The sequence below is a fragment of the Streptococcus oralis genome (assembly GCF_901543815.1).
GTDB classification, from domain to species: Bacteria; Bacillota; Bacilli; order Lactobacillales; family Streptococcaceae; genus Streptococcus; species Streptococcus oralis_CM.
Genome location: NZ_CABEIU010000002.1, coordinates 792,248 through 814,268, shown reverse-complemented (window position 1 = coordinate 814,268; position 22,021 = coordinate 792,248). Strand labels below are relative to the sequence as shown.

Annotated in this window: 18 protein-coding genes and 1 other annotated feature; all 18 genes read right to left on the bottom strand. The window is 41.8% G+C overall.

Annotation, left to right across the window (positions count from 1 at the left end):
• Window positions 1-3: 3 nt before the first annotated feature.
• On the bottom strand, window positions 4-1,053 hold the full coding sequence (locus FQT28_RS04110; RefSeq protein WP_185768047.1) for a glycosyltransferase family 4 protein: 1,050 nt from the start codon (window positions 1,051-1,053) through the stop codon (window positions 4-6).
• A gap of 113 nt (window positions 1,054-1,166) precedes the next feature.
• Complete coding sequence (locus FQT28_RS04105; protein WP_000331932.1) at window positions 1,167-1,496, bottom strand: metal-sulfur cluster assembly factor; 330 nt, start codon at window positions 1,494-1,496, stop codon at window positions 1,167-1,169.
• Window positions 1,497-1,510: 14 nt separating this feature from the next.
• A complete protein-coding gene (gene rpoD, locus FQT28_RS04100; RefSeq protein WP_000201892.1) occupies window positions 1,511-2,620 on the bottom strand; it encodes an RNA polymerase sigma factor RpoD in 1,110 nt (369 codons plus the stop codon).
• Window positions 2,621-2,622: 2 nt separating this feature from the next.
• Window positions 2,623-4,383, bottom strand: a complete 1,761-nt coding sequence (gene dnaG / locus FQT28_RS04095; protein WP_143989510.1) for a DNA primase — start codon at window positions 4,381-4,383, stop codon at window positions 2,623-2,625.
• 169 nt (window positions 4,384-4,552) lie between these two features.
• Window positions 4,553-4,984: a hypothetical protein gene (locus tag FQT28_RS04090; protein ID WP_125448919.1), complete on the bottom strand. Its 432-nt coding sequence runs from the start codon at window positions 4,982-4,984 to the stop codon at window positions 4,553-4,555.
• Window positions 4,985-5,148: 164 nt separating this feature from the next.
• The gene (locus tag FQT28_RS04085; protein WP_125448917.1) at window positions 5,149-5,907 is read right to left on the bottom strand and encodes an ABC transporter ATP-binding protein; all 759 of its coding nucleotides are present in this window, start codon (window positions 5,905-5,907) and stop codon (window positions 5,149-5,151) included.
• Window positions 5,904-6,770: an ABC transporter permease gene (locus FQT28_RS04080; protein WP_000637255.1), complete on the bottom strand. Its 867-nt coding sequence runs from the start codon at window positions 6,768-6,770 to the stop codon at window positions 5,904-5,906. Before FQT28_RS04080 ends, FQT28_RS04085 begins: the two co-directional genes overlap by 4 nt.
• Before the next feature lie 65 nt (window positions 6,771-6,835).
• Complete coding sequence (gene trpX / locus FQT28_RS04075) at window positions 6,836-7,831, bottom strand: tryptophan ABC transporter substrate-binding protein (protein ID WP_125448915.1); 996 nt, start codon at window positions 7,829-7,831, stop codon at window positions 6,836-6,838.
• A gap of 114 nt (window positions 7,832-7,945) precedes the next feature.
• Window positions 7,946-8,162, bottom strand: a binding site (T-box leader).
• Window positions 8,163-8,257: 95 nt separating this feature from the next.
• Window positions 8,258-10,954 (bottom strand): phosphoenolpyruvate carboxylase, encoded by a 2,697-nt coding sequence (gene ppc / locus FQT28_RS04070; protein ID WP_125448913.1) that lies wholly within the window; start codon window positions 10,952-10,954, stop codon window positions 8,258-8,260.
• A 23-nt stretch (window positions 10,955-10,977) separates the two neighbouring features.
• Entirely contained in the window at window positions 10,978-12,201 is a 1,224-nt protein-coding gene (ftsW, locus tag FQT28_RS04065) for a cell division peptidoglycan polymerase FtsW (protein ID WP_143989509.1), read from the bottom strand.
• Window positions 12,202-12,390: 189 nt separating this feature from the next.
• Window positions 12,391-13,332, bottom strand: a complete 942-nt coding sequence (gene prsA / locus FQT28_RS04060; protein ID WP_038805098.1) for a peptidylprolyl isomerase PrsA — start codon at window positions 13,330-13,332, stop codon at window positions 12,391-12,393.
• Window positions 13,333-13,397: 65 nt separating this feature from the next.
• Window positions 13,398-14,111, bottom strand: coding sequence for an O-methyltransferase (locus FQT28_RS04055; protein ID WP_125448908.1), 714 nt, complete (start codon window positions 14,109-14,111; stop codon window positions 13,398-13,400).
• Between the two features lies 1 nt (window position 14,112).
• Window positions 14,113-15,915, bottom strand: a complete 1,803-nt coding sequence (pepF, locus tag FQT28_RS04050; RefSeq protein ID WP_125448906.1) for an oligoendopeptidase F — start codon at window positions 15,913-15,915, stop codon at window positions 14,113-14,115.
• An 18-nt stretch (window positions 15,916-15,933) separates the two neighbouring features.
• Window positions 15,934-16,890: a competence protein CoiA gene (locus FQT28_RS04045; RefSeq protein ID WP_143989508.1), complete on the bottom strand. Its 957-nt coding sequence runs from the start codon at window positions 16,888-16,890 to the stop codon at window positions 15,934-15,936.
• Window positions 16,891-16,966: 76 nt separating this feature from the next.
• Window positions 16,967-18,115 (bottom strand): PDDEXK family nuclease, encoded by a 1,149-nt coding sequence (locus FQT28_RS04040; protein ID WP_143990059.1) that lies wholly within the window; start codon window positions 18,113-18,115, stop codon window positions 16,967-16,969.
• 177 nt (window positions 18,116-18,292) lie between these two features.
• Window positions 18,293-19,153, bottom strand: a complete 861-nt coding sequence (tehB, locus tag FQT28_RS04035) for an SAM-dependent methyltransferase TehB (RefSeq protein ID WP_125448902.1) — start codon at window positions 19,151-19,153, stop codon at window positions 18,293-18,295.
• Between the two features lie 14 nt (window positions 19,154-19,167).
• Window positions 19,168-19,635 (bottom strand): SsrA-binding protein SmpB, encoded by a 468-nt coding sequence (gene smpB, locus FQT28_RS04030; RefSeq protein WP_125448900.1) that lies wholly within the window; start codon window positions 19,633-19,635, stop codon window positions 19,168-19,170.
• A complete protein-coding gene (gene rnr, locus FQT28_RS04025; protein WP_143989507.1) occupies window positions 19,598-21,952 on the bottom strand; it encodes a ribonuclease R in 2,355 nt (784 codons plus the stop codon). Before rnr ends, smpB begins: the two co-directional genes overlap by 38 nt.
• Between the last annotated feature and the right edge of the window lie 69 nt (window positions 21,953-22,021).

The following is a 22,021-nucleotide window of genomic DNA, read 5'->3' as shown; positions in this document are numbered from 1 at the left end:
AAATTACCTCACTTTTTTGCCCAAAGCCGCCTGCTCCCGATAGAACTTCAACCAAATTTCCAGTAAATGCTCCTCGGAATACTCTTTAGAAATCTCTCTAGCTTTTTCTTTTAAGTCTTTCAACTTTTCAGGATGATTTTTGTATTCGAGAATAACTTCTTTCATCTCTGAAACATCACTTGTAGCACGATAGTTCCCTTCAAGAATAACCTTGTATAGATCTAAATCCCTCAACATAATCGGTGCTTCACAACTAGCTGCTTCTAAGATAGTCATGGGGAATAATTCGTTGTAACTTGGTAGCAAGAAGAGATCCGCTAAAGCGTAGAGTTCTCGCATTCGCTCTGGAGAAACAATACCTGGGAAAATTAGATTTTTAGGTGGATTCTCCATGATTTTTTTATAGCGTTCATAACCATCTGTCATCCCACCAAATGAAAAACCACCAGCCCAGATAAATGTAATTTCTGGCAATTCCTCCGCAAGGCGGATAAAGTCATCAATTCCTTTACGTTTCTGAACCTGACCTGCACCGACAACAACAAACTGATCTTCGGCTAAATCCATTTCCTGACGAAGTTTTGCTACTTGGTCAGCTGGCAGTGGATGCCATTTTTCCTTATTTACAAAGTTTGGAATATAGGTTACTTTTTCACGTGGAATACCAGCAGCTACTAAATCCTCGATAAACATGGGATTGACCACCACCAAGTGTTCCATTCGGTTGTAAAATGAAAAAACATAGCGTTTGATAATTCCCTTTAAGAAAAATGGAATTTTCAAACTCCCCTCAAGCGTATCAGGCAAAAAATGCACATAGCCAATTTTTCTCCCAGATCGCTTCTTTTGGAATGTAGATAAATAATAAGGGAAATCAATGGTGTGAAAATGAGTTACATCTGCCTCTACAGGAAGATTCTCCGTAACAATCAACTGGTCTTTGGCATCGCGGTGAAGGAGACTAACCAATTCTCGATAAGCTCCTGACACTCCTTGACCAGCCACTTTTTCACTTGAACTTAGCATATTAATACGCAATTTTTCGTTTTCCATACCTTTCATTATACCATTTTATTTCTAGAAAATCAGCAAAAGAAAGAAGAGACCAAAGGAAAAAGGATAAAATTACCTTATTTTCCAATCGTCTCTCTCATTTTTCTTAGTCTTTATTTAATTCCTAGGGCGATACGTGCGTATCGGCTCATTTTTTCAACCGTCCAAGCTGGATACCAGACCAATTTGACCTCGGTATTGGTTACCTCAGGCACCTCTGTCATCGCATCGTGTATCTGGTCTGTCAAAAGGTCAGCCAGTGGGCAGCCCATAGTTGTCAAGGTCATATCAATTTCAGTGTGACCTGTTTCACCATCAAAACGAATTTCATAAATCAAACCTAGATTAACAATATCAATCCCCAACTCAGGGTCAATTACTTCTTCCAAGGCATTTAAAATGCGTGTTTTGATCGTTTCAATTTGCTCTTCTGTATAAGCCATGTTATTCCTCACTCTTAGTCTTCAATAAAATCACGAAGCGGTTTGCTGCGACTTGGTTGGCGCAATTTTCTCAAAGCCTTAGCCTCAATCTGACGGATACGCTCACGAGTCACGTTAAAGACTTTCCCAACATCTTCAAGAGTGCGCATTTTCCCATCGTCTAGGCCGAAGCGCAAGCGCAAGACGTTTTCTTCACGGTCTGTAAGAGTATCCAAAACCTCATCCAACTGCTCACGCAAAACGATACGAGTCGTGTAGTCTACTGGATTTTCAATCACTTCGTCTTCGATAAAGTCCCCAAGATGGCTATCGTCCTCTTCACCGATCGGTGTTTCAAGAGATACTGGTTCTTGGGCGATTTTCAAGATTTCACGGACCTTGTCAGGTGTCATATCCATACGCTCAGCAATTTGTTCAGGTGTCGGATCTTGTCCCAATTCTTGAAGGAGATTTCGCTGTTCACGGACAAGCTTGTTAATCGTTTCCACCATGTGGACAGGGATACGAATGGTACGTGCCTGATCAGCGATGGCACGGGTAATCGCCTGACGAATCCACCAGGTTGCATACGTAGAAAACTTGAATCCTTTTGAATAGTCAAACTTGTCCACGGCCTTCATCAAGCCCATGTTTCCTTCTTGGATCAAGTCAAGAAACTGCATGCCACGCCCTACGTAGCGCTTAGCGATAGAAACCACCAAACGAAGGTTGGCTTCGGCAAGACGTTGTTTGGCTTCAATATCACCAGCCTCAACAGCTAGGGCCAATTCCTTTTCTTCTTCGTTGGTCAAGAGAGGAACAACCCCGATTTCCTTCAAATACATACGGACTGGATCATTAACCTTGGCAGAAGTTGAGCCAATCAAGTCCTCATCACTGAGTTCTGGTTCTTCTTCTGCACTAAGCACACGCGCACTTGGATTTCCTTCATTATCTGTGATAGAAATTCCAGCATCCTGAATCCGTTGCAAAAGGTCTTCAATGCCGTCTGCATCGAGGGTGAAAGGAATAACCAGACTTGAATTGATTTCGTCATCTGTTGCTGTTCCTGTTTTTTTGTGGTTACGGATAAAGTCTGCTACTTGCACATCAAATGTGGTTACTTCTTTTTGTTTTGTTGCCATTATTACTCCATTCTTCTCTTTTGGGAAATCAATCGTTGCAATTCTTCCAAGGCTGTGTCTGTATCTCCTACATGACTAGCTTCCTGCACTTTCTTTTTAATTCTTAAGTTATCCTTGCTGAGGAGGGCACGGTTTCGAGTCGCTTCGACTTCCACTAGCTCCTGAGGCGACATCTCAGCTGGCAAATCCAGACTAAGCACATGGTACCAAGCATTTTCAACTTCAGGTGTCTGATGAGAAAGCTCCTCTGAGCCTATTTCTCCCTGCTCACTTAATAATTCGTAAAGAATCTGAAATTCTGGGGTATCAAAGAAAAAATCTTCTCTTAATCGATAGTCATTCAAAACAACTGGATTCTCAGCCATCCTATAGAGGAGATGAGCCTCTGCTCTCATGACTGCTGTCAGTTGCCGCGTTACAGGTAAACTAATCGCTGCTGGAGGTTGCTCCTCTTTGACTCTTTCCTGCCTTTGAACAATGCGACTTTCATTTACAATTTGCTCCACCTGCTGGTAATCAAAAGAAGGTAGATTATCCGCCAGAATGTGGATATAAGAATTCTGGGCAGTGATAGACTTTTCTTTGGCGATTAGGGGAGCAATCTTTTCAATGAACTCAATTTGCGCCTGTAAGTTATCACTATTTTCAGGCTTGAGCTGGTGAATATAGAACTCTATAGGACTAATCCGAGTCTTGGTTAAAAGGTAAGCCAGGTCTTCAGCAGAATTCTTTTGTAGATACTCATCGGGGTCCATGGCATCAGGTACTCGGACAACTTCCACTGAGAAATCATTTAATTCTTCCAGAGCTTTGGCTGTCGCTGCCTGTCCTGCCTTGTCACCATCATAGCTGAGAACTATCTTTTTGGTGAAGCGTTTGAGGTGATCAACATGCTCCTTGCTTAAGGCTGTTCCCATGGAAGCCACAGCATTTTCTATACCAGCACGGTAGGCTGCGATCACATCCATGAAGCCTTCCATCAGATAGAGTTCTGTAATCTTACCTGTTCCCTTTTTTGCCTTGTCCAAATGATACAATTCGTAACTCTTGTTAAAAATTGCAGTCGAGCGACTATTTTTATACTTGGCAGTCTGACTATCCGTTTCTTGCCAGATACGACCTGAAAATGCAATAACCTGCCCCTTGTCATTGGTCAAAGGAAAGATGATCCGTCCAAAAAAAGTATCATAAAATTGATTGCCATCTGACAGGTAAAACAGGCCAGAATCCAATAAGTCCTTTTCTTCAAACTTGTCAGCCAAACGTTGATAGAGATAAGTTCTCTCTGCTGGAGCTAGTCCAATCTGGAAGTGCTTCAGAACATCATCTGTCAATCCGCGTTTGTAGAGATAAGCCCTTGCTTCTTCTCCCATCTTGGTTGTCATGAGGATTGCATGGTAAAAGCGTGCGGCTTCTTCATGCATATCATATAGAGCTTGATGAGGCGAAGCCTGTTGAGGACGAGACTGTATAGGCATAGCTAGTTGAATACCGACGCGCTCACCTAAGAGCTGAACGGCTTCCATAAAGGACACACCTTGGTATTCTTCGATGAACTTAAAGACATCTCCTGAGCGCCCACATCCAAAACAGTGATAAAACTGCTTGTCTTCCACAACGTTGAAAGAGGGGGTCTTTTCACCATGAAAAGGACAGAGCCCCAAATAGTTCCGTCCAGCCTTTTGTAAAGAAATCACTTCTCCTATGATTTCGACAATATTGGTATTGTTTTTGATCTCTTCGATGACTCTCTTGTCAACCATAGACAATACCTCCATTTTATCACAGTTTACTTTATATAGTATACTTTATTTCTGAAAAAAAGTAAACCATTTCATACCTTTTGCATGAGACTATTTCATAAGTTTCCAGCTATCATGAAAAACTGTATCTTCTGAGCAAATTTTCTACTCTTTGCAAAGAAATTAAAGACTATTTCACTTGATTTTCGAGGTTATTTTTCAATATCCTGCTAATATACTGACCATCTTTTCTACTAATGCAAGCCGTTGCATAAGTCAATGGTGCTTTGTATACCACTCCTCTATAGGATGGATCAGTCAATATAGGCATAGAATAATAGGCGTTCTTTTTATTTTTAAGGTCAATAAACCATTTACCTCCTAGGTGCTTACGGAAGGTTTCACCGATATAAACGGTCAAATAATCCAACATCTTTCGGTCTGCTATCAAAGCATGGTGGTCATCGTAGTGAGCCAAGATCCAAGCCTCCAAATCATCCAAAGACTGCATGCTATAGTCTAAATGAAGGCCTTGTTCCTCAGCAAACTCCCTAGTAAAATAGTCCATCTTAAATCCAATTTGAAAAATCCATTCTTGAAAATCTTCTTGTGTGTAAGCCATATTTTTATCTCCTTACTTTTATCAATGTTTAAGATTCTTATACTGATTATACTCCAAAGTTAAACTGATGAATAGGAAAAAACAGTAATATTTAAAATTCACCAAAAAACTTAGAAGCAAAAGCCTACTTCTAAGTTTTTAAGGATGCTTGATTTAAAAATTATCTACTCAAAAAGTTGATAGTAATCGGAAATTTTCATCTTGGCTTTTTCATCCTTATTCAAATCTTGGATGATTTGTCCATCTTTCATAACGATCAAGCGATTTCCATACTTGAGAGCATCTTCCATATGGTGAGTAATCATCAAGGCTGTCAGATGATCCTTGCTGACAAAGTCATCTGTTAGTTCCATCAAGGCCACACTTGTTTTTGGGTCAAGAGCTGCTGTGTGTTCATCCAACAAGAGCAACTCTGGTCGCTTCAAGGTTGCCATCAAGAGACTCAAGGCCTGACGTTGTCCACCTGATAGAAACTCAATCGGAGTATCTAGATGCTTTTCAAGACCATTTCCCACTTTTTCAATGGTAGCCTGAAACTCTTCCCTATGGCTTGAAAGTCTTCTAGGAAGGAGTCCTCTCTTCTCACCACGAAACTTGGCAATCAAGAGATTTTCCGCCACCGTCATACGGGGAGCCGTACCCATCTTAGGATCCTGAAAGACACGAGACAAGTACTTAGCCCGCTTTTCAGGTGAAAAATGCGTCACGTCCTCGCCCATGATACGGATACTTCCACTTGTTAAAGGTAAGGTACCTGCAATAGTGTTAAAAAGTGTTGACTTTCCAGCTCCATTCCCTCCTAGGATGGTAATAAAATCATGTTCAAAAATTTCAAGAGAAACATCATTCAGAATGATTTTTTCCTCATCAAAGCCATTTGTGATGACTTTGGTAGCATTTTTTAATTCTACAATTGCTGTCATTTGCTAAACTTGACTCCTTTCAAGTATTTGCTTTTGAAGGTTGGAATCATAAGGCAAACTGCCAAAATCAAGGCGCTGTATAAACGAAGATAACTTGTGTTAAATCCAAGAGCAATCACTCCCCAGACGAGGAACTGATAGGCGATAGAGCCAACGACGATGGTCATGAGGCGCTCTGCCAGAGTCAAACTCTTAAACAATACCTCACCAATAATCAAGCTAGCAAGACCAACTACGATAACCCCGATACCTCGTGAAACATCCGCATATCCTTCTTGTTGAGCAATTAAGGCCCCTGCAAGCGCGATAATCCCATTTGAGAGAACCAAGCCCATGAGTTCCATACGTCCAGTATTGATACCAAAACTACGAGCCATATCAGGATTATCACCTGTAGCGATGTAGGCTTGACCTAGTTTAGTATCAAGGAAAAAGAGCATGAGACCAATAACAAGAGCAACAAAGATTAATCCAGTCAGGAGTTGATTAAGGTCCGAATCAAAAGGCAAGACATCCTGAATTTGCTTGGTTCCAAGAAGCCCCAGATTGGCACGTCCCATGATCATGAGCATGATGGAATGGCAGGAAGTCATGACCAAAATCCCTGATAAGAGGGTTGGGATTTTTCCTTTGGTATATAAGAGACCTGTCGCCATTCCAGCTAGACAGCCCGCCCCTACTGCAGCTAAGGTTGCTAAAAACGGATTGACTCCCTGTGTTATCAAGGTTACAGCTACTGCTCCCCCAAGAGGAAAAGAGCCTTCAGTAGTCATATCTGGAAAATTCAAAATTCGAAAAGTCATAAAGATTCCCAAACCTAAAATCGCCCAGACCATTCCCTGAGAAATAATGGATACTATCATAATCTTTCACTCATTTCTTTCTTTAGTAAAAATGGGAGGAGATGTCCCCAACTCCTCCTTTATCTTTATTCAATCACTTGTCCTGCTGCTTTTAGGACGGACTCAGGAATGGTGATACCAAGTTCCTGCGCTAGTTTTTTGTTAATCACTGACTTACCAGTTGAGAAGACATTAACTGGCGTATCAGCTGGTTTTTCACCTTTCAAAACTTTGGCAATCATTTTACCAGTAGCCACTCCAAGATCGTGTTGGTCAACTACTACAGATGCTAATCCACCTGCTTCTACCATGGCAGTGGCACTTGGGTAGATTGGCTTTTTAGCTGTTTGGTTGCTTGAAACAACTGTTGAGAATGCGGATGCAATGGTGTTGTCAATTGGAACCCAGATTGCATCGACCTTGCTTGTCATTACATTAACTGTTGAAGCAATTTCGTTAGTTGATGGAACGGCAAATGTTTCGACTGTCAAACCTGCTTTTTCAGCATAAGCCTTGAATTCTTCTACCTGTGTTTTTGAGTTATCTTCGCTACTTGAGTAAAGAGCGCCGATTGTTTTGACATTTGGTGTCAAAGTTTTAATCAATTCCACTTGTTGTTCAGCTGGGTTGTGGTCTGACACCCCTGTGATGTTGCCACCTGGTTTTTTCAAATCTTTGACCAAGTTAGCACCGATCGGGTCTGTAATAGCAGCCATAATAACAGGTAGGTCTTTTGTAGCACTAGCAAGTCCTTGAGCAGCTGGTGTTGCAATCCCAACAACAACATCGTTTCCATTTGCTACCAATTGTTTACTCATGGTTGCAACCTTGCTCTGATCACCTTCAGAGTTCATAAAGTCGATTTTTACTTGGTCGTCCTTATAGCCTTCTTCAGCTAGTCCATCTTGAATTCCTTGGTAAATCAAGTCCAAGGATGGGTGACTAACAAATTGAAGGACACCAACCTTAGCAACCTTTTGCTCTTCCTTAGCTACCGGCTTGTTCATAGATGAATAAATCAAGCTAGCCACCACCAATACTGCTAATCCAGCAATAATTCCAATTAATCGTTTATTTTTCATATTTTTTCTCCTTTAAATCACTTGTACTATACTCTTTTCACTTAAAACAAGCGACGCCATCGTTTAAATTCCATCAGTTTCCTCCAACAAAAAAGTCCTCACACAAAAAACTTGTGTGAGGACGTCGATGCGCGGTGCCACCTCAATTATAGGGAATATCCCTATCGCTCTTTCTCGCAATCACGAGTTGCACTGTAAGGTGTGCTCACCGAATTTTTATGATTTCAAATTCTTAAGTACATTCAGCCCAATTTTCATCACTTTCATTTATCTGTTTCCACCAACCACAGATTCTCTAAAAAATGAGTATGATTACTTTCTGAATATTTAAATTATATCATTTTTCAACTACTTGTCAAGCTTATTTTTAGAATTTTTTAAACAATTCAAAAACTTCCCCTTGAAAAAAGAGGAAGTTTGTAGATATCAGCCTGAATTACGTAAACCAGTTGCAATTCCGTTAATAGTTGTATGGATCAGTTTTTCTTCGTCTGCCGACAATTCGCCGCGACGTTGACGTTTGATCAACTCCAACTGGATGTAGTTCAGGATATTAAAGTAAGGCATACGATAGTTTAGGCTGTCTTTTAGGTAAGAGTTTTCTGCCAAGAGTTCGTCATAACCTTCGATAGCTAAAATAACGTCCTTAGTCAACTGCCATTCATCTAAAATAGTGTAGTAGATAGCCTGCACTTCTTTATCTTCACAGAGCTTGGCATATTCGAAGGCAATGTTCATGTTAGACTTAGATAAGACCATGTCCACATTAGAGAGCAGAGATTGGAAGAAAGGCCAGTTTTGGTACATATCACGAAGGATCTCAATATTATCAGGATCTTGATCAATAAACTCTTTGAAGCTTGAACCCACGCCATACCATCCAGGGAACATGACACGACTTTGTGACCATGAGAAGACCCAAGGGATAGCACGCAAACCGCCGATTTCAGTGATGGTCTTACGAGCTGCTGGACGCGAACCGATATTGAAGCTTGAAATAGCTTTGATTGGGCTTGATTCAAAGAAATAGTCATAGAAATGTTCATTTCCAAAGACCAAATCACGGTAGATATCGTAGCTGCGGTCCACTACTTGATCCATGATAGCTTCATAACGATTTGATGTGTTAGTATCACTCTTCTTCTTTGTAATCATACGGTTAATAGCTGCAGAAACCAACATTTCAAGGTTATAATAGGCAGCGTCTTTGTTTCCGTATTTGTTTCCAATCACTTCTCCCTGCTCAGTCAGACGGATGCGGTCCTTAATAGACTTGAGTGGTTGGGATGTGATAGCTTCATAAGTTGGTCCACCACCACGACCCACAGTACCACCACGACCATGGAAGAAGGTAACTTTAACACCAAATTCGTCACCGATAGCAGTCAGTTGCTGTTGCGCTTTATATAGAGTCCAACATGATGACAGGTAACCACCGTCTTTGTTGCTATCAGAGTAGCCTAGCATGATTTCTTGGTAGTTGTCCTTTGAAGCAATCCATTTTTTAGCCAAAGGAAGAGAGAAATATCTTCTCATGGTTTCTTCTGAGTGATCCAAATCTTCAATCGTTTCAAAGAGGGGAACAATCTGAACGCGGGCTTTTTGAGCATCTACCAAGCCGACTTCCTTAAGCATAATTGCAAGTTCTAGCATATCGGATACACTTGTTGCGTGAGAGATGATGGTTTGACGGATGACGTTTTCACCTAATTTATCCTTCAACTTGCGAGCGGCTTTAAAGATAGAAAGTTCTTTCTCAAGTAGTTCTGACTTTTCAGCATGAGTTGCTGAGAGGATACGAGGATCTTCTTCCAACTCTTTTAAGAGGAGGGCACATTTTTCGTCTTCAGATAGATCGCTATAGTGGTCGTTGATCCCCGCGGATGCTAACAATTCTGCCACACAAGCTTCATGAACACTAGAATCTTGGCGCATGTCGATAGAGGCAAGATAGAAGCCAAAGATTTCAACCGCCTGCATCAACTCGACAAATTCTCCTGAAATCAGGTACTCACCTTTGTTCTCTAATAGAGAATCTCGGATGGCTAACAAGTCTTGGTAGAATTCATCTGCAGTGGCATATCTAGGTTGAAGATCCTTGTCTTCAATAAGATAAGCCTTGGTTGCCTGCATCTTAGCTTGGATGTCAAAGAGAGCACGACGATAGAGTTCTTTTTCACGATAAATCGAGTTGTCCTGAGACTTCAGCGCCATCTCACGAACCTTGTCACTGACATTCACGATGCTGGTTGAAAGTGAAAATTCACGATAAAGGTTATAAATCTTCTCATCGTAGTAGTTCATGATGACTTCGCACTGAGTCAAGGCTGATTTGTTGAGGGTTTCCGCTGTTACGAAAGGATTTCCATCACGGTCTCCTCCGATCCACATCCCCATTGTAATCGGTTTTGGATGTTGGAGCTCGATACCTTGTTCCTTAGCTAGTTTCTTATACTCAGCCGTCAAACGTGGAACAGCATTCAAGAAAGAACTCTGATAGTACTCCATCACGTTGGTGATTTCGTTGGTTACCTTCAATTTCTTCTCGCGAATCATATCCGTTTGCATGATAATTTCAATGTAACGACGGAGATCTGTGTGCCATTTTTCTTTATTAATCAAGCCGAGTTTGACATCACGGTACTTCCGTAAGAGTGTATGGATATGATTGGTTAAGTCCAGCATACTCTTGCGTTGTACTTGAGTCGGGTGGGCAGTCAAAACTGGAACTACATTCAGCTGCTCCAAAATTGTAGCCGCGTTTTCTTTTTCAGCCACCATCTTAATGGTTGTTGACAGTTTTCCTAGATAGTCTTGGTCCACATTATTTTGGTGATTGATCTCATAAGCCAAATCCACATCTTCAGAGATATTGATCAAGAGTGGAAGGATTGAGAAATAGCGAGAAATATAGATCATTTCCTCGTTTGAAAGGCTGGTCACCAATTTATTAAGTCCTTGATAGTTTTCGCTTGTAGACAAGTCCTTCAACCGCATGATTTTATCAAAAGTCTCAGGCGCAAGCATATTTTTTGTGATGTCTTCTAATAGCTCTGTCAAAATCAAGACTTCTTCTTGGACGACGGCTTTATTGCTATAGTTTTCTAATTTTTGAAGTGACATAAACTTTCCTTTCCATTCAATCCTTATAGAGTAACAGAAGTTTGACCTTCATATTCTCTGATAAGTTTGGCACGTTTTTCACTAGCATCGATATTTAGTACAAAGGCAATGGCTACGGATAAGACCAGAAGGCTATTCCCACCCTGTGAAAGAAAGGGGAAGGTTACCCCTGTAGAAGGAATCAAACCGGAAATCCCACCGATATTGACAAAGACCTGAACAAGGATCATCCCTCCGACACCGATAGCAACCATAGAGTTAAAGGGATCTTTAGCCCGAATACCGACCAGGATGATTCGCAAAATCAAGAAGAAGAGGAGGGCCAAAATCATACTTGCTCCTACAAATCCAAATTCCTCGATGACAATCGAAAAGACGAAATCCGTGTGAGCTTCTGGCAAATAACCACGTTTCTCGATGGAATTTCCTAAACCTAGTCCAAACCAACCACCATTAACCATGGCATAGTAAGAATTTGCGAGCTGGTGTCCTGCACCCGCCAAGTCATTAAAGGGATTAAAGAAGGCACTAAAACGTTTAGCAACGTAACCAAATACAGGAATTTGAGAAAACTTCTCAACGCCAACAAGACGAATGACAGACAAGACTAAAATGGAACTTCCTGCTAAGAGAGTTAGAATAGTCGAGAACCAACGATAGGCAATTCCACTAACTGTGTACATAAGCAGCGACACCAAGACCAGAATGGTCGCATTTCCCAAGTCAGGGAAAATTCCCAAACTACCAATCAAAACCAGTAAAACGAAACGCCAGTCGTTAAAAGCTCGAGGTAACCACTGATTCTGAGTCAAGACTTGGAAATCGTAAACAGCTATCTCATCTTGCTGTTTTGAGAATCGATGGGCTAGGTACCAAATAATGATAATCTTAAGGTACTCTGCAGGCTGAATCGTTACAGGTCCTACAGAAATCCAACCGTAGGCACCATTGACTGGTGTTCCAATTAGCCGAGCCAAAGCTAGAAGAATCATCTCTACAAACATAACGATAAAAATCAAGCGTTCATTTCTTAAAAAACCAAGTTTCAGTTTATAAATTAAGGCAATCAAAACCAAACTAACTACCCAAAACATTCCTTGGTTCCGAGCTAACTGAAGAGCGCTTTTCCCTTCTTGGATCAAGGTAGCACTCGTCGTTGAGTAAACAACAATTAGACCCAAAATCGATAAAAGGAGGTAAGGAATCAAAATGGAATAGTTCAATAGGTGCCTTTTACTAATTTTCATATGTCACCACTCTAATAGAAACAGAGAAAACTGTTCCTAATTCCGTTTTATTTTCTAGTTTTGATTGCTATTATACCATTTTTTCAGAAAGAAAAAAACTCTTATCCTCCAATCCTTCGAATTTTGCTATTTTGCCAAAACTGATCACAAAAAAAAACAAACTTCAAGACGAAGTTTGTATTTTCTTTTTTATTCTGCTGATGAGCTACTGCTTGAGTTTGAGTCTGCACCACCAACGTATTGGGCAAAGATATTTTGGAAAACAGGATCTTTCACTTTAATATTTGCAGCTTGGAATTCTTTTCCGATAACGCTCTGAACGAAAGATGAATCGTTTTGTTTCTGAGCCAGGATGACCGTTTTCAATTTTTCTTTGTAGTCATCTAGGTTTGATGATTTTTCTGTTTTCTTGGTTAGCTTAATAATGTAGTATTGGGTACTGTAGGCTTGTGTTCCAGTCGCTGTGATAACATCAGAGACACCATTCACATCCAAGGCAAAGGCCGCCTTCTTGACTTGTTCTGGAAGTTCTGTTGAAGCAGAGTCAAAAGTGATTTCGCCACCATTTTCTTTTGTCTTGTCATCATTTGAGTTGTCTTTTGCCAACTGAGCAAAATCAGCTCCTTCAGCTTTTGCTTTTTCGAGCACTTCTTTGGCCTTATCTTCATTATCCATACGGATGATTTGCGCTGTCACATCTGGTGTATAAGACTCAAAAGCTTTTTGGTAAGCTTCGTCAGTCAATTCACTCTCAGCGGCTTTTTTAACTGCCAATTCGACCAATTTGCTGGTGCGAATTTGAGCTTTACGAGTCTCAGGAGTCATACCCGCACGTTGAAGTACGCTGTTGTAGCTATCGCCGTATTTCTTTTGTTCCTCAGCAACGGCATCATCCACCTCTTTGTCAGTCACTTCTGAACCATATTGTTTTTCAAATACTTTTTGGATGGTCATATTAAGCAAGACTTGTTGCGCAGTTGGATTGTTTTTGACTTGTTCATAAAATTGGTGTTCAGTGACGACATCACCCTTCATGCTGATGAGATCAGCTCCTTCAGAACTTTTTGAACAAGCAGCCAAAGTCGCTACAGATAATAAGGTAATGGCTCCTGCCAATAGTTTTTTCTTCATGTTTACTCCTTTTATGGTAAGTTACCTTCTCTATTTTACTAAATTGTCTTAAATTTTTCTAAAAATCATTCACTCTCAGGAAGTTGGACATCTGCTACATTTTTTCTCAGCATGAGAATCCCATCCCCGAGCGGAACTAGAGTCGCTGTTAGACCTGGATTGTCCAAAGTTGCGTCGAAAAGTCTTTGCAATCCCTTATAGATTGTGCGCTGGCCACGACGGACTTCCATGATATCCTTGGCAACATCGCCTCCTTGGAAAATATCATCCAAGACAACCACTCCACCGACTTCCAAATGTTTAAGGATTTCAGGTAGAAAGACGATATACTTGGACTTGGCCGAATCCATAAAGACAAAATCATAAGTTTCTGTCAGACTAGATAAAACATCGACTGCATCTCCCTCTAAGAGGGTGATTTGCTTACGACTGTCAAACTGGGCAAAGTTTTCCTTGGCAAAGCCTATCATCTCAGGATTACGGTCAATCGTTGTAATCTTGGCATTTGGCGCATGTTCCGCCATCAAGAGGGCTGAAAAGCCAATAGCCGTCCCAATCTCCAAAATGTTTTTGGGCTGCATGGTTTCCATGAGAAAACGGAAATAAGCGACCGTTTCATGAGGAATGATGGGAATATTTTCCTTGCGAGCAAAAGTCTCCAATTCTTTCAAGGAACCTGTCACCTGCTTTTGACGCTGGCGCATGAACTCTACGATTTCTTCCTTGACGACGGGGCGACGCATATTGTGATTGGCATTTTTACTATAAGACTCTACCATCTTATGCTAATCCCAATTTTTCAACAAGGGCTTCAAACTCGTTCAAGCGACGTTCAAAGACTGCAAAGGCGTCGTTGAGATAGTCTTCCTTCTCCATATCCACTCCCGCTTTTCTCATAACATTGAGCGGATAGTCAGACTTACCAGCCTTGAGGTAGTCGATATAGCGGTCACGATCTGCTTGACTACCATGGACAATCTTTTCAGCCAAGGCTGAAGCAGCTGCAAAACCTGTCGAATACTGATAAACATAGTAGTTATAGTAGAAGTGTGGAATGCGCGCCCACTCGTATTGGATTTGAGGATTGTCTTCCTTGCTGAATCCATAGTACTCTTGGTTCAAGTCAGCGTAGAGTTTATTCAGGAAATCACTTGTCAAGACTTCTCCATTTTGGTCTGCTTGATGGATAGCATGTTCAAACTCAGCGAATTGAGTTTGACGGAAGACTGTTCCACGGAAACCGTCCAAGAAATTATTAAGGATAGCAAAGCGAGTTGCATCGTCTTCCACTTCTTCCAGCAATTTCTCCGTCAAGATATTTTCGTTGGTCGTTGAGGCAATCTCTGCCAAGAAGATAGAGTAATCTCCGTAAACATATGGCTGGGTTTCACGAGTATAGCTAGAGTGCATACTGTGACCAGTCTCGTGTACTAGGGTAAAGAGATTGTCTAGATTATCCTGCCAGTTGAGGAGCATAAAAGCATTTGTATCGTAAGATCCACCAGAGTAGGCACCAGAACGCTTGCCTTGGTTTTCATAGACATCAATCCAACGCTCGCTAAAGGCACGTTTGACACGGCTCAAGTAATCGTCACCCAAGACTGCCAAGGCTTCTTCAGCTTTTTTCAAGGCTTCTTCGTAGGTAAAGCTATAATCTACTGATGAAAGTGGTGTGTAGACATCGTACATCTTGAGATCTGAAATTCCCAAGATTTTAGAGCGGAGTTCAAGGTAACGATGCAAGAGTGGCAAATGCTTGCGAACTGCTGCTACTAGATTGTCATAGACACTTTCTGGAACAAAGTTGGCTGCAAGGGCTGCATGGCGAGCACTCTTATAGTTGCGAACTTTTGCTCGGTAGTTTTGCACCTTAACATTTGTCTGCAAAGTCTTCGCGTAAGTATGTTGGAATTGTTCGTACGTCGCATAGAGGGCTTCATAGGCACCTCGACGCACTTCACGATTTTTAGACTCCATCAAACGGATATAAGTGCCGTGTGAGAGTTGCACTTCCTTGTCCTCATCATCAAGGACGTATGGGAAGCTAATATCCGCATTGTCCAAGATGGCGAAAGTTTCACTAGCAGCGCCAAAGATTTCTCCTGCGCCAGCCAACAATTCTTCCTCACGTTGCGAAAGAACATGGTCTTTCTTTTGCAATAGCTTGTCAAAAAAGTGCTTGTAAACTTGGAGTTTTGGTTGAGCTTCTAGGAAGGCCGCATACTGCTCTTCGCTAATCTCCATAAACTCAGGTTCATAGAATGAAAAGGATTGTTCTAACTGACTGTATAGGGTCATTGCCTTAGCATAGTACTCTTGATACTTGGCTTCACGCGTGTCCTGATCGTTTTTCATATGTGCATAGACATAAAGCTTTTCAACTTGGCGTTCCAAGTCAAGTGAGAATTCTGTAATCTCAAGCAAACTGTCCGCGCTGTCCAAGAGATGCCCCTCATACTGGGTTGCTGTTTGTACTTTTTCAGTTAAATCTTTCAAGGCTTCTTCCCAAGCCTGATCTGTTGGGTAGATCGTTGAAAGATCCCATGTATCTTTTTCATTTATTTCATGTCGTTGTAATACCATAAGATTCCTCCATCCTTTCTATTTTACCACATTTTTTGAGAAATATAAGTGATAAAAGGCTGGTGGATAGAGCTTTTGGCGATTATTTTTCGGATTTTTTTGATAGTAAGCCTGAAAATTTCTATAATAGCTAGCCAAATCCGTTTCAATCTGCAAAAAATCACCCGATTCTATCGGCTTGACTTGAGGATACCAGTCGTCTAGTTGACGGTTTAATAGATTGTCTCCTTGATGATAGGCTTCCTCCTGCTTCTTCATCCAGTAAGGCGTTTGGTAGTATAGTTGTTGGCGAATGTAGTGACAGATAGTTGAATCTTGGGCAACCGTAAAACTAGGCAGTTTTTGTTTTTGATAGGGGAATCGTAGAATTTCCAAGAGATTTCCTTGGCCATAGGGAAATTCCTTGACTTGAAAACGAAGCTTGCCACGTAGGTCCTGATGTAAAAGATATTTAAGTCTCAAAACTTGCTTTTTGAGATCTAGTTCCCAAACAAAGAAACCCATATTTTGACTAAAATAAAGAAATCCCCTTTGCAATTGTGTTAATCGCTCCTTTAACCAGAGTTTTTCTCCCAGTAGCCAGATAACCTGATAGCCCTGGCTGCGGTATCCTTGACTTCTATCGCCTAAAAGCTTTTGAGACAAGGGACTGCACTGAACCTCCAGAGCTAGTTTCTCATTGACGAGAACATCCGCAACCTGCTGAATCTCGGGCAAACTATATTCTAAGGAGACTTGATTGTCCTTCTTGACCCAGCGATAAAGGGCCTCTTTGTTGCCCAAGTGTTCTGGACTTTCATTCTCGAAAATAGCAATACAATCTCTTAACCTTTCATGGGCAAAGTGCGTTCGAATACTCTGTCCTTGGCGTAATCGTAGCCTGCCCCCACAGGCTGGACAAGTATAGACTTGCTTGGTCACATCTTTTTCGAGGGCATTCACCAAATTTCCCTTGGCATCTCTAGCTACAAACATGGTCTACCTCCTTTTCTCATTTATTCGAAAAAGAAATAAAAAAGACTGGAATTCCAGCCTTTCATGATATTATTTCTTATCTTTTTTGTCTCTTAGAGTATTTTTTTAGCATGGGAATGAGATTGGGAATCTGCTCACTTCTAATGACCAGCACGCCGTATTCCTGACAGCGATTGGCATAAACAGGATTGATTTTCCCCGTACAGACAATTAACTTGAGGCAACTCTCTCCAGCAAAATGATTGGCATAGACTTCTAGTTCGTTGATGGCTTCAACTGATAAATCTGTCATCTTGCAAGAGATAAAGGTAATCGAGCGCCCCTTTCTCAGAATGACATCAATCTCATTTTGAACATTGTCCGCCTCTGGAAAGATGCCATTCCAATCAATCTCACCCCCTATCATGCACTCATCAAACAGCTGAGATTCAAGCGCCAAGAGATAGAGATATACCTCTAAAATATGTCCCTTATTGCGGCAAAAAACTTGAGCTTCTTGACTTGGAAAACTGTAAGCTACTCGCTTCTTGTCCTCACTTTCAATACGAATCATCCCCGCTTCCACCAGTAAGGGGATAAGGGATTCTGGGTAGTGATAATACTTGCCGTTGTTATCCAGTATTTTTTCGGTTTCAGCATGCAGGTCATTGGTCTTAGCTAGAGAGAAAAATTGGGTCACTTGGTACCAGTGGGTGGGATTGGAAATGGCAGAGCTGGCTAATTTTTTGATGGCCGAAATTTCTTGAACTGAGTGGATAGGGCGTTTTGATTTGAGCATTTTTCCACCACGCAAGGCTATCAACTGTTGGATGCTTAGGGTAGGAATGTCCAACTCTTCTTTTTCCAACTGATCAGCTACCCACTTGTATTGTTTTCCTCGTTCAACATCCATTGCAACGATGGGGAAGTGGCGATCCAAGCCGTATTGATAGAGGGATAAGGCTAGTAGCGAATCTCCACCAAATACATCAAGGACAACTTGGTCATAGCCTGCTAGGCAATAATCTAACTGGTCCGCTAGTTGTTCTAAGGAGAGCTGACGAAAGGTCACTCGTTGGATATGGGGAACCTCATCCAAGATAAAATGGCGCAGTGAAAGTTTATCGTTATTACTTATTTTCGTCAAAGATAGAAAGAGAATCTCATCACAATCACTGACAAAGGCTTGGTAGACATTCTTTTCCAATACATGCCGATCATACAGTTCCACCAAAAGACTCGTCATTCGACCACCTCCATCATCTACAACTGCTTGCGCTGAGAGTGACAGCAATACAGCTCTACTGCTCAGATTTCCTACTTCTAGTATAGCATAAAATTCTGTTCGCCCCAATCAACCAACGCAAACAAAAACGAATAGAAATCTTGCAAAGTGGTCTCTATTCGTTTGTAAAGATTTGATCTACTTGATTTTCTTAGCTAGCATGGTCGCAAAGCGTAGTTGAATCCGATTGCCATTTTCATCACGACGGTGCAGATGTCCTGGATTTTCATTATACTTAACCAATTCCCAATCCTTGTAGTAGTTTGCCAGTTCCCCTTCTTTAAAGGTGAATGGGAAGTTCACTGAGCAAGGATAATCCTCTGTATCCATGGCACAGACGATGAGGTTGTAGCCTCCAACAGTAGTTTGCTCCTGCATATTTTGGATAATAGCTGGAATGCGGTCTGCTTGTAGAAACATCAGAACAACTGTCGATACGATAAAATCATAGACTTGGCTAATGCTGGCTGAATTGATATCGTAAAGTCCGACAGGCATGTCTAGATCCTCTTGTTCTACGATGCTTTGCAAGATTTCAAGGGACAATTCATTTTGATCCACAGCTGTTACATCAAAACCATTCTGTGCGAGAAAGAGAGAGTTACGTCCTTGACCACAACCCAAATCCAATGCTCTTCCTGGTTTTACCGTTTGAATGGCCTCTAGGACTTCTGAATGGACTGGATTGGTATTGTATTTCTTAGGGAAATAATCCTCAGGTTTACAATAAAATTCCAAGTACCATTCTACATCATCTGTCGCAGCTTCCACTCGGTGCCAGGCTTGCGGTTGCGCCATAGGGTTGTCTGCACCTGCCTCAAAGAGGTGCTCAGCTAGAACTTCCCCTTCTTCGGTCAATTCAATAAATTTGAGGGCTCCTTTTACAACAGTAATCTTGCCCCAAGTCCCGACCTTGGTATTATGCTTTTGCTGAACAGCTTCAGGCATGGTCTGTTTATTCCACAAGGGCATCCGTTTATAGGCAATTAATTTTTCCATTTTACTTCCTCTTCTTAACGCTGGTTGACAGTTTTCATGACACGCGCGATGTCGCGGTTTTGTTCACGACGCTTGATTGACTCCCGTTTGTCATAGTCATGTTTCCCTTTGGCAAGTCCTAAAAGGAGTTTTGCGTAGCCATCTTTGATATAGACTTTAAGGGGAACAAGGGTCATTCCTGTCCCTTTGGTCTCTTGTTCCAACTTTTGGATTTGTTTCTTATGGAGTAAGAGTTTTCGACGGCGTTCCGGTTCCTGGTTCCAAATATTGCCCTCTTCGTAAGGCGCGATATGGACATTGCTCAGCCAGACTTCACCATTTTTTACTTGAGCAAAGCCGTCCTTGAGATTGATTCGAGCAGCTCGAACACTCTTGATTTCAGTTCCAGTCAGGACCATCCCTGCCTCTAGCGTATCTACGATTGTATAGTCGTGGCGCGCCTTTTTATTTTGTGCGACGACCTTTCCCTCGCCCTTTGCCATGCTTGGCTCCTTTCTTAGCTACTTCCTTGTAAAAAGGTTTCTTTCCCTTTTTCTTCTTGTCTTTTTGTGAATGCTTGCGCTTATCATTTGAGCGTCCTGATTTTCTCTTATCTTCCTTCTTATCTGAACGACGATTTGAACCACGCCCTCTGTCACTACGACTAGACTGTCTCAAGCCCTTCTCAATCACATCAAACTCACTTGGAATAAAGGAGAAATCAACCTCACCAGTCATCTTATCCGCTCTTTCAACTCGGATACGAATTTGCTGACCTACACGGAAGGTTGTACCCGATTTCTCCCCACGGAGTGTCAAGTCACGCTCGTTGAAATGATAAAACTCAGGCAAATTAGTGATGTGAATCAAGCCTTCAACTGTGTTTGGCAATTCAACAAAAAGACCGAACTTGACGATACTTGATACAACTGCATCGTACTCTTCTCCAACGTATTCTTCCATGTACTCAGCTTTTTTCATGGCTTCGACTTCACGCTCTGCCTCGATGGCACGACGTTCACGGTTGGAAGACTGGGTCGCAATCTCTGGAATCACTTGCTCAAAATGCTCTGCTATTTCCTTGGAACGCCCATAGTCCCGAATCATGCGGTGAACAAGGAGGTCAGGATAACGGCGAATCGGACTGGTAAAGTGAGTATAATAGTCTGCAGCAAGGCCATAGTGACCGTGATTATGCTCAGAATAGCGAGCCTGTTGCATAGAACGGAGAAGCATCATGGACAATACATCCGCATAAGGTTCTCCCTCAACAGCACGCATGATGTCTTGGAGGGCATCCTGGCTAATCTCACTGGCAGTTCCATAAATTCTCAAACCAAAGCTCGAAGCATAATCAATAAACTTCTGAACTTTTTCAGCCTTGGGCTCCTCGTGAATCCGATAAATGAAAGGTAGATCCAACTTGCTAAAGTGCTCGGCAACCGTTTCGTTAGCAATCAACATGAAGGACTCGATCATCCGCTCAGCAACACCACGCTGACGAAGGACGATATCCACAGGCTTGCCTTTTTTATCCACCAAAATCTTAGCTTCACTGGTATCAAAATTAAGAGCACCACGCTTCTCACGCATGCTTTCTAGCCTTTCATGAAGCTTGGCCATGAGCTCGATACTAGGAACAATTTTCTTAAACTCTTCTCTCTTTTCCTCATCGTCAGCCAGGATGTCATTGACAGCGCTATAGGTCATACGGAAGCTAGTCTTGATAACTGTTTGGGTAATGGTGTAATTGACCACACGACCATGTTTATCAATCTCCATAATAGCAGACTGGGTCAAGCGATCGACTTGAGGATTGAGAGAGCAGATACCATTTGACAAACGCTCTGGAAGCATTGGAACCACTCGGTCTGTCACATAGACAGAAGTCGCGCGGTTAAGGGCTTCCTTGTCAAGGGCAGAGCCCTCAGTCACATAGTAGGAAACATCCGCGATGTGAACCCCGAGTTCGATATTGCCATTTTTCAAAGGCTTGATGTGAACTGCGTCGTCCAAGTCCTTGGCATCGGCACCATCGATGGTAAAAGTAAGCTCACCTCTCAAATCAAGACGCCCTTCCATATCCTTCTCTGACGGAGCATCTGGCACACTTTCAGCTTCCTTAAGAACAGCTTCTGGAAATTCTGAGACAATATCCATGGATTCCAAGACTTCAAGAACGTCAATCCCAGCATCAGTCGAGTGTCCCACCACGTCCAGCACACTAGCGACAAAGAAATCATGTTTCTTACTTGGGTATTTGTCGATAAAGACCTTTAGAACTTCTGTTCCTTCAAGTTTGAGGGCTGGTTTCTTCACATAAATAGGTTGGCTGATTTTCTGATTTTTTGAACGGATATAGCCGGCATACTTGGGCTTTTCCTGATCCAGAACAATTTGGCCGACAACCGTCGTCAGGCTATGCTCTAGGATATCGATAATCTTGGCTTCTGCTGCAGTTCCCTTGTTGCGGTCAGCGACTTTCTTGATGACTACCTCAACGCTATCACCATCAATAGCATAGTTGACATCGTTTTTTCCTACAAAAAGGTCGTCCTCTTCTCCTTCTAGACTAACAAAGCCAAAGCCGTTTTTATGGGCATGAAAAATCCCTTTGAGGGTAATTTCATGTTTCTTCTTCTGGTCTAAGGTAAGGCTACCATCTTCTCCAAATCGAATCTGGTGCTTTCTTTCCATCAGAGACAGGGTTTTAACCAACTCACGGAAATCCTTGGATCCATCCTTTCCGAGAGCCTGAGCTAGGTCATTTACCGTCACTCGCCCCTTCTCTTGCAAATATTCTTTAATTTTATCTTTCATGTTTTCTTTCTAGATTTTTATAATTTCTTTTGATTGATAACTTTAGAAGTGTCATTAAAAATAAAAAGA